The 16,540-nt window shown below is 72.5% G+C and carries 16 protein-coding genes; 7 read left to right on the forward strand and 9 right to left on the reverse strand.

The window, feature by feature from the left end:
- Positions 1 to 17 precede the first annotated feature (17 nt).
- From ACZ5Y0_RS16590 to zapE, 4 genes are all read right to left on the reverse strand, one after another.
- On the reverse strand, positions 18 to 1,475 hold the full coding sequence (locus ACZ5Y0_RS16590; RefSeq protein ID WP_469129369.1) for a SulP family inorganic anion transporter: 1,458 nt from the start codon (positions 1,473 to 1,475) through the stop codon (positions 18 to 20).
- 8 nt (positions 1,476 to 1,483) lie between these two features.
- Positions 1,484 to 2,065, reverse strand: a complete 582-nt coding sequence (locus tag ACZ5Y0_RS16595) for a carbonic anhydrase (protein WP_469129370.1) — start codon at positions 2,063 to 2,065, stop codon at positions 1,484 to 1,486.
- An 82-nt stretch (positions 2,066 to 2,147) separates the two neighbouring features.
- On the reverse strand, positions 2,148 to 2,549 hold the full coding sequence (locus tag ACZ5Y0_RS16600; RefSeq protein ID WP_469129371.1) for a hypothetical protein: 402 nt from the start codon (positions 2,547 to 2,549) through the stop codon (positions 2,148 to 2,150).
- A gap of 178 nt (positions 2,550 to 2,727) precedes the next feature.
- Positions 2,728 to 3,834, reverse strand: a complete 1,107-nt coding sequence (gene zapE / locus ACZ5Y0_RS16605; RefSeq protein ID WP_469129372.1) for a cell division protein ZapE — start codon at positions 3,832 to 3,834, stop codon at positions 2,728 to 2,730.
- 37 nt (positions 3,835 to 3,871) lie between these two features.
- Here zapE and ACZ5Y0_RS16610 point away from each other — a divergent pair, with 37 nt between their 5' ends.
- From ACZ5Y0_RS16610 to msrB, 4 genes are all read left to right on the forward strand, one after another.
- A complete protein-coding gene (locus ACZ5Y0_RS16610) occupies positions 3,872 to 4,717 on the forward strand; it encodes a pyrimidine reductase family protein (RefSeq protein ID WP_469129373.1) in 846 nt (281 codons plus the stop codon).
- A 222-nt stretch (positions 4,718 to 4,939) separates the two neighbouring features.
- Positions 4,940 to 5,413 (forward strand): indole-3-glycerol phosphate synthase, encoded by a 474-nt coding sequence (locus ACZ5Y0_RS16615; protein ID WP_469129374.1) that lies wholly within the window; start codon positions 4,940 to 4,942, stop codon positions 5,411 to 5,413.
- A gap of 295 nt (positions 5,414 to 5,708) precedes the next feature.
- A complete protein-coding gene (gene murC, locus ACZ5Y0_RS16620; protein ID WP_469129375.1) occupies positions 5,709 to 7,097 on the forward strand; it encodes a UDP-N-acetylmuramate--L-alanine ligase in 1,389 nt (462 codons plus the stop codon).
- A gap of 13 nt (positions 7,098 to 7,110) precedes the next feature.
- On the forward strand, positions 7,111 to 7,518 hold the full coding sequence (msrB, locus tag ACZ5Y0_RS16625) for a peptide-methionine (R)-S-oxide reductase MsrB (protein WP_469129376.1): 408 nt from the start codon (positions 7,111 to 7,113) through the stop codon (positions 7,516 to 7,518).
- A 24-nt stretch (positions 7,519 to 7,542) separates the two neighbouring features.
- Here the strand turns inward: msrB and ACZ5Y0_RS16630 are convergent, their stop codons facing one another.
- Positions 7,543 to 8,568, reverse strand: a complete 1,026-nt coding sequence (locus ACZ5Y0_RS16630) for a lysylphosphatidylglycerol synthase transmembrane domain-containing protein (protein WP_469129377.1) — start codon at positions 8,566 to 8,568, stop codon at positions 7,543 to 7,545.
- Between the two features lie 617 nt (positions 8,569 to 9,185).
- On the opposite strand from ACZ5Y0_RS16630, the gene ACZ5Y0_RS16635 reads away from it, so the two are divergent.
- From ACZ5Y0_RS16635 to ACZ5Y0_RS16645, 3 genes are read left to right on the forward strand one after another with little or no spacing between them, the layout of a single operon-like run.
- The gene (locus ACZ5Y0_RS16635; protein WP_469129378.1) at positions 9,186 to 10,316 is read left to right on the forward strand and encodes an ABC transporter ATP-binding protein; all 1,131 of its coding nucleotides are present in this window, start codon (positions 9,186 to 9,188) and stop codon (positions 10,314 to 10,316) included.
- On the forward strand, positions 10,313 to 11,032 hold the full coding sequence (locus ACZ5Y0_RS16640) for an ABC transporter permease (RefSeq protein ID WP_469129379.1): 720 nt from the start codon (positions 10,313 to 10,315) through the stop codon (positions 11,030 to 11,032). The genes ACZ5Y0_RS16635 and ACZ5Y0_RS16640 overlap by 4 nt, the downstream gene beginning before the upstream one ends.
- Positions 11,029 to 11,697, forward strand: a complete 669-nt coding sequence (locus ACZ5Y0_RS16645; RefSeq protein WP_469129380.1) for an ABC transporter permease — start codon at positions 11,029 to 11,031, stop codon at positions 11,695 to 11,697. Before ACZ5Y0_RS16640 ends, ACZ5Y0_RS16645 begins: the two co-directional genes overlap by 4 nt.
- A gap of 236 nt (positions 11,698 to 11,933) precedes the next feature.
- Here ACZ5Y0_RS16645 and ACZ5Y0_RS16650 read toward each other — a convergent pair whose 3' ends face one another.
- Genes ACZ5Y0_RS16650 through ACZ5Y0_RS16665 form a run of 4 tightly spaced genes read right to left on the reverse strand, consistent with a single transcriptional unit; the run spans position 11,934 to position 16,311 of the window.
- Positions 11,934 to 12,533, reverse strand: coding sequence for a GTP-binding protein (locus ACZ5Y0_RS16650; RefSeq protein ID WP_469129381.1), 600 nt, complete (start codon positions 12,531 to 12,533; stop codon positions 11,934 to 11,936).
- Positions 12,520 to 12,960 carry a DUF742 domain-containing protein gene (locus ACZ5Y0_RS16655; protein WP_469129382.1) on the reverse strand — a complete coding sequence of 147 codons (441 nt, stop codon included), beginning with the start codon at positions 12,958 to 12,960 and terminating at the stop codon, positions 12,520 to 12,522. Before ACZ5Y0_RS16655 ends, ACZ5Y0_RS16650 begins: the two co-directional genes overlap by 14 nt.
- Before the next feature lie 37 nt (positions 12,961 to 12,997).
- Positions 12,998 to 13,474 carry a roadblock/LC7 domain-containing protein gene (locus tag ACZ5Y0_RS16660; RefSeq protein WP_469129383.1) on the reverse strand — a complete coding sequence of 159 codons (477 nt, stop codon included), beginning with the start codon at positions 13,472 to 13,474 and terminating at the stop codon, positions 12,998 to 13,000.
- Positions 13,471 to 16,311, reverse strand: a complete 2,841-nt coding sequence (locus ACZ5Y0_RS16665) for a sensor histidine kinase (RefSeq protein WP_469129384.1) — start codon at positions 16,309 to 16,311, stop codon at positions 13,471 to 13,473. Before ACZ5Y0_RS16665 ends, ACZ5Y0_RS16660 begins: the two co-directional genes overlap by 4 nt.
- Positions 16,312 to 16,540: the final 229 nt, after the last annotated feature.

The raw sequence follows: 16,540 nt of genomic DNA on the forward strand, positions 1-16,540 counted from the left end.
AAGGTCCTTGCGTCGCCCTATGCGGCCATCGTGAGCCGTACCGGTTCGGTGTCGGCGTCGCTGTGCCGTTCGGCCCAGTTCTCCAGCGCCGTACGGCAGGCGTGGTCGAGGTGGTGCAGACCGGAGAGGTCCAGCTCGACCGGACGGTCCTGAGGCAGGCCCTCCAGGCTGTCCAGGATCTTCGGCAGCCGCAGGAAGGTCGCGTTGCCCGACAGGTACGCCTGGACGGGTCCGGCGCCCTTGTCGACGATCTCCATCCTGATGTGCGAGGCCTCCCACGCCGTCTTGACGATCGCCAGGGCGAGACCGATCAGGACACCCTCGAACATGCTGACCGCGACGATCGACACGGCCGTGACGACCAGTATCAGCGCCTCGCCCCGGTGATCGCGCCACAGCGACACGAGCGAGCGGACCGGGATGAGCTTGGCCCCCGCGTGCACCAGGATGCCCGCGAGCGCCGGGATGGGTATGTAGGCGAGCACGTCGGGCAGGAGCGCCGCGAACAGCAGCAGCCAGGCGCCGTGCAGCACCCGTGACGCCTTGGTGCGGGCGCCCGCCTGCACGTTGGCCGCGCTGCGCACGATCACCGCGGTCATCGGCAGCGCGCCGAGCACACCGCAGACGGCGTTGCCCGTGCCCTGCGCGAGGAGTTCCCGGTCGTACTCGGTGCGCGGCCCGTCGTGCAGCCGGTCCACCGCCGCCGCACTGAACAGCGACTCGGCGGACGCGATGAGCGCGAACGCGACGATCGTGCCGAGCAGACCGATGTTCGCCAGGTCGCCGAAGGCGTCCAGGGACGGCGGCTGGATCGACCCGAGCAGACCCTGTACCTCGACGGTGGCCACGGGCAGGTCCAGCACCAGTACGGCGAGGGTGGCGAGACCGACTGCGGCGAGCGGGCCGGGCACGGTGCGCGCCTTCGCCGGCAACCGCTTCCACAGCACGAGGACGGCGATGGTGCCGACGCCGACGGCGAGCGAGGCGAGGGCGCCGGAGCTGTCGAAGGCGCCCACGAGAGCGTCCGGCAGCCCGGCGATCTTCTCCAGGCCGGAGTCGGGCGCCTTGGTGCCGATCAACGAGTACAGCTGTCCGGCGATCAGCACCAGGCCGATCCCGGCCAGCATGCCCTCGACGACGGAGACCGAGATGGCACGGAAGTAGCGCCCCAGTTTCAGGGCGCCCATGGCGATCTGGAGCACTCCCGTGCCGAGCACGATCACGCCGAGCGCGGGCAGCCCGAACTCCTGGACCGCTTCGAAGACCAGCACGGTGAGCCCGGCCGCCGGCCCGGACACCTGGAGGCTGCTGCCCCGCATCATGCCGGTGACGAGGCCGCCGACGATGCCGGTCACGAGCCCCAGCTCGGCCGGCACGCCGGAGGCCACGGCCACGCCGACGCACAGCGGCACCGCGACCAGGAACACGACGAGGGAGGCGGCGAAGTCCTCCTTGAGGTACGGGAACTTGGTCATCGGGGTCCTCACAGGGCCTCGAAGGAATCGGTGTCGGCGCGGTGTTCGCGCACGGCACCGGTGTGGACCTCGTAGTACCAGCCGCGCACCCGCAGCCGGCCGTCCGCGAGCCGCTTCTCCACGCACGGGTAGGAGCGCAGTCGCAGCAGTTGGGCGAGGACGTGGTTCTGCACGGCCGCCGCGACGGTCGGGTCGCCGGGGTCGGCGGCCGCTGGTTCGTCGGCGGCGTGCGCGAGCCAGGCGCGCACGGCGGGGACGGAGTCGAGGTCGTCGCCGCGTACGAGCGCGCCGACGGCACCGCAGTGCGAGTGACCGCAGACGACGACGTCCTGGACGCCGAGCACCTCGACCGCGTACTCGATGGTGGCGGCCTCGCCGGTGGGGGGGTCGGAGACGTAGGGGGGAACGATGTTGCCCGCGGTGCGCAGCTCGAACAGCTGGCCCGGGCGGGCGCCCGTGATCAGGGCGGGGACGACCCGCGAGTCGGAGCAGGTGATGAACAGGACCTCGGGGGACTGGCCATCTGCGAGCTTGGCGAACTCCTCAGGGCGCTGTCCGAACGTACGGGCGTTGTCGATGAGGGGCTGCATGACGTGGTGACTCCTCCTGGCGCGCAGTGGGGGCGCGTCGGACGTGCAGGACAGGGTGGGGAAGCGCTGTTCTGCTCCGCTCTCAGCAGCGGAAGACCTGAAGTGCCGCCGGAGAGTGGGCCGTCGAGGGTCTGGACCAGTGCCGACGGATGCCGGCCGGGCCGGCGGGCCGGTGACCGGCAGCCGGGTCCGACCGGGTGCGCTCGGGCTGCGGGGGAGCCGGGTCGGCCGTGACGTTGGTGCGGTGCCGGTCGCGTGGGCGCAGCGGGTGGAAGGGGTCCTCGGGCCGACCGCAGGTGCGGGAGGTGCGGATCTCGACGCGCGAGGGCTTGGCGGACGGCTTGATTGCGGTCTGAGCCTTGGCCTCGGCGTGACGGGTTGTGTGCGCGTATGTGAAGGAAGGCGTGAGTGCGAAGAGCGGGAGCGCGAGCAGGGCGGCGGCGAGGAGGGAAACCACGGTCCGGGCCGTCGTGTCGCGGAACATGCGCCCCCTCCCGGCATCACACGTCTATAGTCCGTACCAACAGTTGGTCAACCATTGGTCAAGAAACACGTTAACCCTGCAAAGTCGTTTGCAGGGTTAACTCCGTGTTTCGAGACGAACTGCGCCTCAAAAGCGAGGGATGGGTGGCGCGAACCGGTCGTCCGGGACAGGCGGGTGCTCAGGCCGGTTCGACGAGCCCCTTGGCGTCGCGTGCCAGCGCGGTGAGGCGGGAGATCGCCCGGAAGTACTTCTTGCGGTAGCCGCCGTTCAGCATCTCCTCGCTGAACAGTCGGTCGAACGGGACTCCGGAGGCGAGCACCGGGACCTCGCGGTCGTAGAGCCGGTCGGCGAGGACGACCAGACGCAGCGCCGTCGCCTGGTCGGGGACCGCCCGCACGTCGGTGAGGCAGACCGCCTTCAGGCCCTCGGTCAGCGCGCCGTAGCGGCTGGGGTGGACCCGGGCGAGGTGGTCGAGCAGGCGCGGAAAGTCGTCGAGCGAGGACCCGGCGGTGGCGTACGCCGCCTTCGTCACCTGTTCCTCGGAGTACGGCGCCGGCGCCTCGGGCAGGCCGCGGTGGCGGTAGTCCTCGCCGTCGATGCGCAGGGCACGGAAGTGCGCGGACAGGCCCTGGATCTCGCGCAGGAAGTCGGCCGCCGCGAACCGGCCCTCACCGAGCTTGCCCGGCAGGGTGTTGGAGGTGGCCGCGAGGGCGACACCCGCCTCGACGAGCTTGCCCAGCAGTGTCGAGACCAGGACGGTGTCGCCGGGGTCGTCCAGTTCGAACTCGTCGATGCACAGCAGCCGGTGGCCGGAGAGGGTGCGCACCGTCTGCTGGAAGCCGAGGGCGCCGACCAGGTTCGTCAGCTCGACGAAGGTGCCGAACGCCTTGAGCGCGGGCTCGGCCGGAGTGGCGTGCCACAGGGACGCGAGCAGGTGGGTCTTGCCGACGCCGTACCCGCCGTCCAGGTAGACGCCGCGCGGGCCGGCCGGGACCTTCGGCGCCTTCGCCCGGCCGAAGCCGAGGAACCCCCGTTTGGCGGTACCGACGGCGTGCGCCCCGCCGAGACCCGCGGCGAAGTCCTCCAGGACTCCCACCGCCTGCGTCTGGCTGGGCTGGTTCGGATCCGGGATGTAGGTGCTGAAGCGCACCGAGTCGAAGCGGGGCGGCGGGACCATCTCCGCGACCAGCCGGTCCGCGGGGACGCGCGGCTCACGGGCGCAGAGGGACACGGGGGCCGCGTCGGCGGACGGATCGAGGCCGGGGGCGGGATGGGAGGACGACACGGTTCCCCATGGTAAGCGCCGTGCCAGACTGCCAGGCATGCGACGGCTGTTCCCTGTGACCGACCAGACAGTGGCCGACACTCCGGGTGAGGGGGGTGCGGCGCCCGGCACCCGTGAGCGGGGCCCCGACGGGCGGGAGCGAGGTTTCGAGGGGCGTGAGTGGAGCCTCGACGAGATCGCCGACGCCTACGCCTATCCGGAACCCGGCCCCGGTGAGCCCGTGCCCTGGCTGCGCGCCAACATGGTCTCCACCCTCGACGGGGCCGCCCAGCACGACGGGCGCTCCCAACCCATCTCCAACGCGACCGACATGCGCGTCTTCGGCACGCTGCGGGCGCTCGCCGATGTGGTGCTCGTCGGTGCCGAAACGGTACGGCAGGAGCAGTACCGCCCGGCACGCGCGCGAGCGGAGTTCGCGGAGCGGCGGAGGGCGGCCGGACAGGGCGCCGCTCCGGCGATCGCGATCGTCAGCGCCGGCCTGGACCTGGACTTCTCGCTCCCCCTGTTCACCTCCCCGCTGGTCCCCACCCTGATCCTGACCGGCGCGGCGGCGGCCCCCGACCGGGTCGCGGCGGCCGAGAGGGCGGGTGCCCGGGTGGTGACCGCCGGGGACGGCGTGGGCGTCGAACCCGCGCGGGCCGTCCGGGCCCTCGCCGGCCTCGGGCACACCCGGCTGCTCACCGAGGGCGGTCCCCGCCTGCTCGGGCAGCTGGTGGCCGCGGGGGTGCTCGACGAACTGTGCCTGACCGTCTCCCCGATGCTCACCGCGGGCGGCGCGCAGCGGATCGCGGGGGGACCGGCGGTCGCGGTTCCGCAACGGTTCGCGCTGGTGTCGCTTCTGGAGGAGGACGGATTTCTCTACAGCAGGTACGGCCGGGTCTGACGTCCCAGGTGGAAGGGGGTGTGACCGGGTGCGGCCGGGGAAGAGGGTGGCAACACCCCCGGAAGCCGACTTCGTCGGAATCTTCCGTTCCGGTCAGCTTCGGGTGGGCAGACTAGGACACGCAGGCCCCGTGCGAACACGGGGAAGGATGGTTTCCGCAGGGCCTGCCGGCCCGCGGAGGACTGAGGGCCACGGGGGTCCTCGAAGGAGAATGAGGCGCTGGTGTTCACAAGCGTTTTGATGATCGAGAAGGCCCTGACGTCCGCCGACGTGGAGTTCGTCACCACATTGCACGGTGACGAGCCGGTCGCCTTCCACGTACTGCTCCAGCCGCGCGGCGATCAGGCGGACCGCTTGCTGCGGGCCATCGACGACGTCGCGCTCGGCGAGCTGGACGAGGCGGCGAAGGAGGGCGGGACGCCCGAGGGCGACGAGGCCAAGGGGTTCGGGGTCCGGGCCCTGGACGTGTCCTTGCAGGCGTTGCGCGCCGCAGGCAAGGAGGCGGTGGGACGGCTGGTGGAGGACCACCCGCTGGACGCGCTGAAGGCGCTCGTCGAGGAGACCAGAGCCGACGAGGTGATCGTCCTGACCGATCCGCACTACGTCGAGGAGTTCTTCCACCGCGACTGGGCGTCGCGGGCCCGGCACAAGGTGGGGGTGCCGGTGCTGAAGCTGTTCTCGCACAGCAAGGTGTGACTGCCGGCGGCTGGGCGTGCGGTGGTCTGCCGTGGGGGTGCGGGTGGCCGGGCGGGCGGCGGTCGTAGGTGGCCGGTCGCGCCGTTCCCCGTGCCCGCCCCCTGGGTGGGCCGTGGTCGTGCTCGCGGACGAGGGGGCGGCAGGGCGAGGCGGAGCCGGTCTGACTCGCGGAGTGGAGCGCAGGCCTTGTGCCGGCGGCCGTCCGTGGCGCTCCTCGCGCCCCTGGGTCGGACGGGGCCGCCGTGCGCAATAGGGTGGGGGCGTCACCGTCGTACCGCATCTGGGAGAGACACGCATGGCACCCGGCCTTCCTTCCGCCATGGACCGACCGCACTTCATCGGCATCGGCGGGGCCGGGATGTCCGGGATCGCCAAGATCCTGGCCCAGCGCGGGGCCGAGGTGGCCGGCAGCGACGCCAAGGAGTCGGCGACCGCCGAGGCGCTGCGGGCGCTCGGGGCGACCGTGCACATCGGGCACGCCGCGGAGCACCTGGCCGACGACGCGAGCTGTGTCGTCGTGTCGTCGGCGATCCGCGCGGACAACCCGGAACTGGCCCGCGCCGCCGAGCTGGGGATCCCGGTGGTGCACCGCTCGGACGCCCTCGCCCGGCTGATGGACGGCCTGCGGCCGATCGCGGTCGCCGGCACGCACGGCAAGACCACCACGACCTCCATGCTCGCGGTCTCGCTGTCCGAGCTGGGGCTGAACCCCTCGTACGCCATCGGCGGCGACCTGGACGCGCCCGGCTCCAACGCGCTGCACGGCGACGGCGAGATCTTCGTCGCCGAGGCCGACGAGTCGGACCGCAGCTTCCACAAGTACGCCCCCGAGGTCGCGATCGTCCTCAACGTGGAGCTGGACCACCACGCCAACTACGCGTCGATGGACGAGATCTACGAGTCCTTCGAGACGTTCGCCGCCAAGATCGTGCCCGGCGGCACGCTGGTGATCTCCGCCGACCACGAGGGCGCGCGGGAGTTGACCCGGCGGGTGGAGGGCGTGCGGGTGGTGACCTACGGCGAGGCCGAGGACGCCGACGTACGCGTGCTGTCGGTGGTGGCCCAGGGACTGAAGAGTGAGGTCAGCGTCCTGCTGGACGGGCAGCAGCTGACCTTCGCGGTCTCCGTGCCCGGCCGTCACTACGCGCACAACGCCGTCGCCGCGCTCGTGGCCGGCGTCTCACTCGGAATCCCCGCCGCCGAGCTGGCACCCGCCCTGGCCGCCTACACCGGCGTCAAGCGCCGCCTCCAGCTCAAGGGCGAGGTGGCCGGTGTACAGGTCATCGACTCCTACGCGCACCACCCGACGGAGATGACGGCCGACCTGGAGGCGATGCGTGCCGCCGCCGGCGACGCCCGCATCCTCGTCGTCTTCCAGCCGCACCTGTTCTCCCGTACCCAGGAGCTGGGCAAGGAGATGGGGCAGGCGCTGGCCCTCGCGGACGGCTCCGTGGTCCTCGACATCTACCCGGCCCGCGAGGACCCGATCCCGGGCGTGACCAGCGAGCTGATCATCGACGCGGGGCGGGCCGCGGGCGCCGCGGTGACGCCGGTGCACGACAAGGACGAGGTGCCGTCGCTGATCGCGGGAATGGCCGGGCCCGGTGATCTCGTTCTCACCATGGGCGCGGGTGACGTGACGGACCTGGGCCCGCGCATCCTGGACCGTCTCGCACAGAAGTAGAGGGGTTGCCTTCATGCCGTACGACGTCGAAAAGCCCGACGAGCAGTGGCGGGCGGAGCTGACCCCGGCCGAGTACGCCGTACTGCGCCAGGCCGGGACGGAACCCGCGTTCGTCGGTGAGTACACCGACACCAGGACGACCGGCGTCTACTCCTGCCGGGCCTGCGGCGCCGAACTGTTCACCTCCGAAACCAAGTTCGAGTCCCACTGCGGGTGGCCTTCCTTCTTCGACCCGAAGGACAGCGACGCGGTGGAGCTGATCGACGACCGCTCGCACGGCATGGTGCGGACCGAGGTGCGCTGCGCGCGCTGCGGCTCGCACCTCGGCCACGTCTTCGAGGGGGAGGGGTATGCCACCCCCACCGACCAGCGGTACTGCATCAACAGCATCTCGCTGCGGCTGACGCCGACCGAGGGCTGACACCCGCCGGAGACCCGGCACGCCTCACAGCACCTTCCGCTGGACCAGCGCCGACAGCACCAGCATCCCGGGCAGCAGGGGGAGCCAGACCGTCAGGACGCGGTAGCCGATCACGGTGGTCGTGGCGAGGGCGAGGGGGGTGCCGTAGCCGGCGAGGGTGAGGACCAGGGCCGCGTCGATCGGGCCGATGCCGCCGGGGGCGGGGACCGCGCCCGCGACGGTGCCGGCGGCAAGGAACGCCAGGACCAGTTGGGGCCAGGACAGCGGGACGCCCAGCGCGGTGCCCACCGAGGCGACCACGCACGCCTGGAGCAGGGGCGCCGCCATCGCCCCTCCCCACAGGGGGAGGAAGCGGCCGGGGCGGGTGTGCAGATGCCGGGCGTCGGTGAGGGCCGTCCGGCAGAAGTCCAGCGCCGGGCGGCGCAGCGGCCTCACCAGCGACAGGACGACCGCCGCCGCGGCGGGCACGAGGAGGACGCCGCCGACGGCGAGGACCAGGGTCCGCCCGTCCGGGAGAACGGTGACGGGCGGTACGGCCGTCGGGGCGGCCAGGAGGAACACGAGCAGCAGCGGGGTCTTCGCCAGGGCTCTGACCAGGGAGTACAGCGCGATCGAGGTGGTCGCGCGGGAGAGCGCGACGCCTTGGCGCAGCAGGAAGCGGACGGTGACCGCGTGGGCGCCGATGCTCGCGGGCAGCAGGTGGTTGGCGGCGTCCGCGGCGATCTGGGAGGCGAGCAGCAGGCCCTTGGGCAGCCGGTCGGGGACCGCGCCCTGGCGGACACACGCGGCGGCGACCCAGCCCAGGCAGGTGAAGACGAGCCCGGCCAGCAGCCACCAGGGGTCGGCGGTGGTGAGGCGGGCGGCACCGTCGTGGACGGCGTTCCAGTCGACCGCCGCCCAGATCCCGAGCAACAGCAGCGGCAGCAGGCTCAGGGCGCGGCGGGCGGTGGCGGAGCCGAGGGCGCGCCGGGCGGGTGAGGCGGGCGGCGGGGGGTGGTCGTCCGCGCGGGGCAGCGGGGAGGCGGGACCGTCGAGCGGCATCAGGGGCACGGCAGACGGCGTCCTTCCGCGTCACGTCCGCGCGCGGCGGGGCGACGGATCGGGGCGGGCCCGCCCGGCGTGTCCCCGCCGCCCGAGGCGGGCACGGCACCGCGGCGGGTGCGGGCGGGCCGGCGGCGACGGCCGGCGGGAACTCGTCGGGTGGACCCTGGGCGGGCCAGGGGACGGGCGGAGACGTTCCCCTCCGGTGTGACGGTGCGGTGTCCGCACGTCGACGGCGCGCGGACGGAGGGGTGACGGAGGTGCTGTGGAATGTCTGCCCGGCGCACGGGCCGCTCACCCACGGGGCGCGCGGCTGGTGTCGATGCTCCCCCGCTCGCGCGCGGGCACCGTGCCGCGTGGCCCCGGCTCGCCACGGAGATCTGCCCACCGGAGCGGACGATCGAGCGGCACGCCCGCACGTCGAGAGCCGCCTGGCACGGATCGAGGCATGCGCCCGGCAGGCGCGGCGGCCGGTGGGGGTCTGCTGATCCGGTGAGGGCCGCGGCTGGCCGCCCCGCGCGTCAAAACCCCGCCGCACAAGCGGTCTAGACTCTCCCCGCAACGGCCCGGAACGTGCGTGGTCGAGAGCGGACAGACACGGCCAGACCCGAAGGGTATTCGGCGTTTTGATACGGATAGATTCAGTCACCAAGCGGTACCCGGACGGCACGGTGGCGGTCGACCGCCTCTCCCTCGAGATACCGGACCGCGCGATCACCGTCCTCGTCGGCCCCTCGGGATGCGGCAAGACGACGACTCTGCGCATGATCAACCGGATGGTCGAACCGACCGAGGGCACCATCCTCATCGACGGCGCCGACAGCCGCCAGCAGCCGGTCAACACCCTGCGCCGTTCCATGGGTTACGTCATCCAGAACGCCGGTCTCTTCCAGCACCGCACGATCGTCGACAACATCGCCACCGTGCCGCGGCTGCTCGGGTGGAGCAAGGACAAGTCACGCGCCCGCGCCCGCGAGTTGATGGAACGCGTCGGCCTCGACGCCTCGCTCGCCAAGCGCTACCCCCACCAGCTCTCCGGGGGACAGCAACAGCGGGTCGGGGTCGCGCGTGCCCTCGCCGCCGACCCGCCCGTCCTGCTGATGGACGAGCCGTTCTCAGCCGTCGACCCGGTCGTCCGCAAGGGACTCCAGGACGAACTCCTGCGCATCCAGGACGAGTTGGGAAAGACCATCGTCTTCGTCACGCATGACATCGACGAGGCCGTCAAGATCGGCACGATGGTCGCCGTGCTGCGCACCGGTGGCCGCCTCGCCCAGTTCGCGCCACCCGCCGAACTCCTGTCGAGCCCCGCCGACGCGTTCGTCGAGGACTTCCTCGGCGCCGACCGAGGCATCCGGCGCCTGTCCTTCTTCTCCTCCTCCGGACTCGACCTGCTCACCGCGCCGATCGTCGCCGTCGACGCCACCGCCGAGCAGATCGCCGCCCGTGCGGGCGCCGGAGCGCCCTACCTCCTCGTCACCGACCTCGACGGCAGGCCCCTCGGCTGGAGCGAGCCGGACCGGCTCACCGCGGGTGGTGTCGACGCCAGCCGACTGCTGTCCCACGGGCGGCCGTTCGTGGCCGGACAGGACTCGCTGCGGGCCGCCCTCGACTGCGCGGTGCTCTCGCCCACCGGTTGGGCGGTCGCCGTGGACGGCGAGGGCCGGGCGGCCGGAGTCGTCTCCCAGCAGGCCATCGGAGAGGCGATCCGCGGCGCCCACGAGGACAGCGTCAGCCGGCCCAAGGCCCTGCGATGAGCGGCTTCTTCGACATCCCCAGCGACCTCCAGCACAGCTGGTGGGGACTCATCGGACTGCACCTGCGCGAGGCGCTGCTGCCCGTTCTGGCCGGCCTGCTCCTCGCCCTCCCGCTCGGCCAACTCTGCGTGCGGATGCGCTGGTTGTACGCGCCGGTGCTGTGGGTGACCACCGTGCTGTACGCCATCCCGTCGCTGGCCTTCTTCGTCGTGCTCATCGACTACACCGGCCAGACCGAGCTGACCGTGATGATCCCGCTGACCGTGTACAGCATGGTCGTGCTGGTCCCCGCGATCGTCGACGCGGTGCGCTCGGTGCCGCAGGAGACCCTCGCCGCCGCGACCGCCATGGGCTTCGGTCCGGTACGCCGCTATCTCCAGGTGCAGTTGCCGATCGCCGTGCCGGCGATCATCGCCGGGCTGCGGGTGGCCACCGTCTCCAGCATCAGCCTCGTCAGCGTCGGCACCCTCATCGGCAACCAGGGCGCCCTCGGCAACCTCCTCCACGACGCCAACATCTACAACCGTCCCGAACTCGCCTGGAACGCCGTCATCACCATGGCCGTCCTGGCGATGCTCGCCGACGCCGCGCTGGTTGCCGTACGCATCCTGCTCACTCCCTGGATGCCGAGCGGTGCCGGCCGCCGCACGACGCCCAGACCCGCCGGCACCCGGCCCGTGCCGGCCGAGCCCGCCCTGAAGGACGCAGCCCGGTGAACGTACTCGACTTCGTCAGCGCCTTCTTCAGCGACAGCGCCCACTGGCAGGGCTACGACGGCATCCCGACCCGCCTGAGCGAACATCTCGGGTACACGCTGGAGGCGCTCGCCTTCGCCGCCGTGATCGGGCTGCCGGTCGGCCTGGTCACCGGCCACTACGGCCGTGGCGGCAACGCCCTCTCCCTCATCGCCACGGCCGGCCGGGCCCTGCCCACCTTCGGTCTGCTGGTGCTGATGACGATGCTGCTCGGCTTCGGCATGCTGCCCGTGATGATCCCCCTGGTCGTCCTCGCCGTGCCGCCCATCCTGGTCACCACCTACGAGGCCATGCGCTCCGTCGACCCGTCCCCGGTGGATGCCGCACGGGGCATGGGCATGGCGGAGACGCGGATCCTCCTCCAGGTGGAACTGCCGGTCGCCCTCCCACTGATCCTCGGCGGTCTGCGCTCGGCCGCCATCCAGATCGTCTCCACCGCCACGATCGCCGCGTACGTCAGCCTGGGCGGCCTCGGCCGATACATCATCGACGGCCTCTACCAGCGCGACTACGAGAAGGTCGTCGGCGGCGCCACCCTCACCGCCGGCATGGCCCTGGCCACCCTCGCGGTGTTCTGGGCGGTCAGCAAGGTGACGGTGTCGCCGGGGGTGCGCGGAAGCGCGTAGCGGTCAGGCCGTCGGGGTGGGCCGTACCGCGGTCGCGTCCACCTCGAACAGCGTTGCCGGCTGGGCCGGCACGGCCACCGGCCTCGCCGTGCGCCGAGCCGGCGTGGCGGCAGCCGGAGGGCGTCGGTTCGTGCGGGGCGGGCGGGGCGGTGAGTGCGCGCGTCGCGGTGCTCGTGCGGGGCACGACGCGCTCGACGGTCACGGGAGTCGGCGCGCTGCCCGGACCGCCGCGCCCGTCACCCCTGCGACCGTGCCAGCGCCTGCTCCAGGACCACCAGCAGCGCGTCCCGCACCGAGCCGCGCTCGCGGGCGTCGAAGACCAGGACCGGGACCCCCTCGGACACGTCGAGGGCCCAGCGGACCTCGTCCAGTCCGTGCTCGACGTGACCGTCGAAGGCGTTCACGGCGACGGCGAACGGGATCCCCTTGTGCTCGAAGTAGTCGACGGCGGCGTAACAGTCGTCGAGGCGGCGGGTGTCCACGATGACGAGCCCGCCGACCGCGCCCTCCACGATGTCGTCCCACATGAACCCGAACCGCTCCTGTCCTGGCGTGCCGAACAGGTACAGCTTCAGGGTCGGATCGATGGTGATGCAGCCGAAGTCCATCGCGACCGTGGTGGTGGTCTTGTGCGGGGTGTGGCTGAGGTCGTCCACCCCCGCCGCCACTTCGGTGATGGCGGCCTCGGTGGTCAGCGGCTCGATCTCGGAGATCGCGCCGACGGCGGTGGTCTTGCCCACGCCGAAGCCGCCCGCGATCACCAGTTTCACCGGCAGCGGCGGTCGTACGGCCGCCTGACCGGCGAATCGGCCGACAAGCGGTTCAGTCGGAGTCACGGAGTACCCCTCGGGAGTCGGGGATGGCCCGCAGGCCATCGATAACCCTGCGCAGGACGGACGCGTCATGGGTGACGCCGGAGTCGGGCACGTGCACCGACAGCTGCCCGGCCGCGCGCAGGTCCTCGGCGAGGACCCGCACCACGTTCAGGTGCAGTCGCAGCCGGGCCGCGATCTCCGCGATCGACTGCGGCTGCCGACAGGCGGCGACGATGTCGTGCCGTTCGAAGGAGAGCCGGTCGAGCGCGGCGAGTCCGGTGGCGGTGGTCACCAGTTGGGTCTCCACGGGCATCGGCCGGCCGGTCGCGGCCTCGCCCGCGCCCGCCACCCGGCCGGCGGTGACCAGGAAGGGCCGGACGGCGGACGCCGGGCCGACGGGTGCGACGCCGTCCTCGTCGGCGCCGCGCGGAGTGCGGCCGTCCGCCATCGGTGGTTGCTTTCCTCTCTGGACCGCCGGTGAGCGCTCAGCGCGACCTGGTGGCGCCGACGCTGTTCTTCAGCTCCAGCACGAGCTGCGGGCTGAGCGCGGTGCCGGCGCGGTTGGCGAACACGGTCATCTCGTAGGCGATGTTGCCCAGCTTGGCCTCCTTGTCGGTGACCACGCCGAGCACGGCGCCGCTGCCGATCGCGGAGACCAGCACATGGCCGCCCTCGAGGTCGATGATGACCTTGTTCAGGGCGCCCAGGCCGTAGTTGCCGGAGGCGCCGGCGGCCAGACTGGTGATGCCCGAGACGATCGCGGCCAGCCGCTCGGAGTCGGCGTGCTCGCGCAGCTCCGACACGGCGATCAGCAGGCCGTCGGTGGACACCGCGATGGCGTCCACGACCCCGGCCGTCTCGGTGGCGAAACGGCTGAGCAGCCAGGTGAAGTCGGCTGCGGCGGCCCGCAGGTCGGTCGGCGTGGCGTCTCCCGCGGGAATGCCACCTGTCGACGTGCTCACTGCTCGGCTCCTTCCGGAAGGTGGTTCTGGTGGTGCGTGTTGTTCCGGTCGTCGGTTCGGTGGTCGGTCGTACGGTCGTCGCGCCCGGCGTCACCGGGGAGGGCGGAACCGTCGTAGGTGGGGCGAGGGTGCTCGCCGGTGTCGCGGTGGGCGCGTTGCACGGCCGCCTCGAACTCCTCCAGCGCGCTGCGCACGGCGTCCGCGTCGGCCGGCGGGGGCGCCGACCGTCGCGCGGCCTGCCGGGCGGCGGCCTCCGCGGTGGTCCGCAGCGTCGCCCCGCGGACCCGGCGGCGGAGCGGACGGGCGCCGTCGGGGGCGGGGTCCGCCGCCGGGCGCGGCACGCCCGCACCGTCGGGGGTGCCGTCGTACGCGCCGGCCGTGTGGTCCTCGGCGCCGGGCACGGTGTCCCCGGCGCGGGCCTCGGGGCGTACGGCGCCGCCGGCCGGCCCGGTGTCCGAGGTTTCGGTACGGGCGTGCGGCGCGGACTCCGGCGTACGGTCGTGGACCGTCAATTCCTCGGTACGGGTGCCGGCGGCGGGGGAGGACCTCGCGTCGGCCTCGGCGGTCCCTCGCCGGGGCACCCGGCGGGGGAGCGGGACCGGGTCCTGGTGGTCCACCGCCGCCCAGGCCGGCACGGACGCCGCCCGGGAGGGGCCGCCCGACGGGGCCGGGGCCGACGCCGTGGGGGAGTCCGGCGCACCCGGCGGTACCGCGGCTGTCGTACCCGGTGCCGTACTCGTCGTACCGGGTGCCGTGGACACCGTCGTACCGGACGGGAGCGCCGCCGTCGCCGGTGCCGCTGCCTGGAGGGTCGCGCCGCCCAGTGTCAGGAGCAGGGGGGAGGGGATGGCGACCTCCGCCGTCACGCCGCCACCCGGGGTGCGGGTGAGGGTGACGTCGATCTCCCAGCGGCGGGCCAGCGCGCCGACCACGAACAGGCCCAGCACCTTCGTGGGAACGAGGTCGAGGCGTTCGCGGCGCACCAGGCGGGCGTTCTCCTCGGCGAGACGCTCGGCACTCATGCCCAGGCCGTGGTCGGCGACGGTGATCGTCGCGCCGTCGTCCCCGGGCCGGACCCGCACCTCGACGGGGCTGCCCTCGGGGGAGAACAACACGGCGTTCTCCAGGAGTTCGGCGATCATCAGGGTCAGGTCGCCGATGATGTCGGGCTCGACCATGACCTCGGTGCCGGCGTACAGCTGCACGCGCTGGAAGCCCTCGATCTGGCCGAGCGCGGCGCGGACCACGTTGGTGAGCGCGGCCGGACCGGAGTCGAGAACCGTTTCGCGGATTCCGGCCAGCAGCATCAGGCTGTCGGCGTTGCGGCGCAGGCGGACCGCGATGTGGTCGATGGAGTAGAGGCGTTCGAGCAGCGCCGGATCGGTCTCGCCACGCTCCACCGCGTCGATCAAGGCCAGTTGGCGGGTCGTCAGGTTGCTGACCCGGCGTCCCACGTTGCCGAACATCTCGGCGACGTTGCGCCGGCTGAGTACTTGGCGCTCCAGCAGCGCGGCCGCGGTCGTCTGGACGTTGTTGAAGGCCTCGGCGAGCGCGCCGATCTCGTCGTCGGCGGTGACCGGCAGCTCGCGCAGCCGCGGCGGCCCGCTCTCCTCGGCGTCGTCGTCGGCCACTCGGGCCAGCTCGCGCCCGGCGACGTCGGCGACCTCCTGCGCGGCCCCGGTCAGGGCCAGCACCGGGCGGATCACGGAGCGGCGCACCAGGGCCGCCAGCGCGATCCACACGGCGAAGCCCAGCAGCGCCAGGCTCAGCAGCAGACCCGCGCGCCACGCGGCGCTGGAAGCGGCGGCGTCGGCGCGGTCGGCGATCTGGTCGATGAGCGAGCCCGTGATCCTCAGCCGGGTCTCGGCCTGCTCGTTGTAATGGTGGTAGGAGTCCAGCGCCTCGCGGAACGCGACGCGGATCTCGGTCCTGGAATCGGCCTGCAACGTGCTCGGGTCGACGGCGAGCTCGGCGTAGTGCCGGCCGATGACGGCCTGGGCCGAGTTGTGCTCGATGTCGCCGAGCAGGGCGGTCTGCGCCTCGGTGGCGAACCGGGCGAATCGTTCGGCCTGATAGGTGTACAGCTCGTGGGAGCCGACCGCGCCGGTGAACTCGATGAGGGCGTTGCTGTCGCCGGTGCGCGCGGAGAACACGCCGGTCTCGTAGGCGCCGTGGGCGGCGTCGGCACGCAGCAGCGAGTCGAGCAGGCTGCCGGTGAAAGTGGTGGCGAGGGAGGTGTTGCGGTCGAGGCCGAGACCGTCGATCAGTCCGTCGGCGGCGCCGGAGTAGGCCGGGTCGATGTTGTCGGCGGGCAGATAGCCCTGCTCGATGGTGTCCCGCAGGCCTGCCAGGCCCTCGACCTCGCGCAGCGCCTGCGCCTCGGTGTCCGGCAGCCGGTCGCCGAAGGTGTCGCGCACCTTCTTGACCTGAGTGTCGACGGCGAGCTGGGCGACCCGGTAGGCGGAGGTGGAGGGCGTACCCCCGTCGAACGAGGCCTCGTAGCGCACCGAGAGCAGGACGGCCTGCTGGTGCTCGGCCTGCACGTCGGCCACCAGCCGGGCGACCTGGGCGCTGTCCCGGACCAGGCGAGCCGCCGACTCGGAGTGGTTGGACTCCTGCACCAGCTCGGCGATGATCCACGTCAGCAGCAGGGCGATCACCGTCAGCGGGACGCCGACGAGGACGTTGAGCTTGCGCTGGAAGGGCCACCGGTCGGCGAAACCCCGCAGACCCCGGCGTACGGACGAGACCGCCGACCGTCGGGGTCCCCCCTGCTCGTGCTGCTCGTGAGAAGCCGAGAGACGGGCGGAGGGCGCGTCCACCTCGGTCGTGGACACCAGGCCTCCTTCATGAGGTCGTGCGCACCGCGACGCACGCTTCTGTCCGATTGTGATCCACGTTTTCGGCGACATGGCCGGGTGCGCGACGACGCCACGAGTAATGCCTCGTGGCCTCGGAGCGGCCCCCCGCACACCGCTGTGGCCGACGCCAACTCCGGCGACACTATCGCCTCTTCGATCGATCAAGCGCGTGGCCCTACGTCAAGAATCCATTACAAACCGCTGT

This window comes from Streptomyces sp. NPDC033216, from assembly GCF_055577115.1.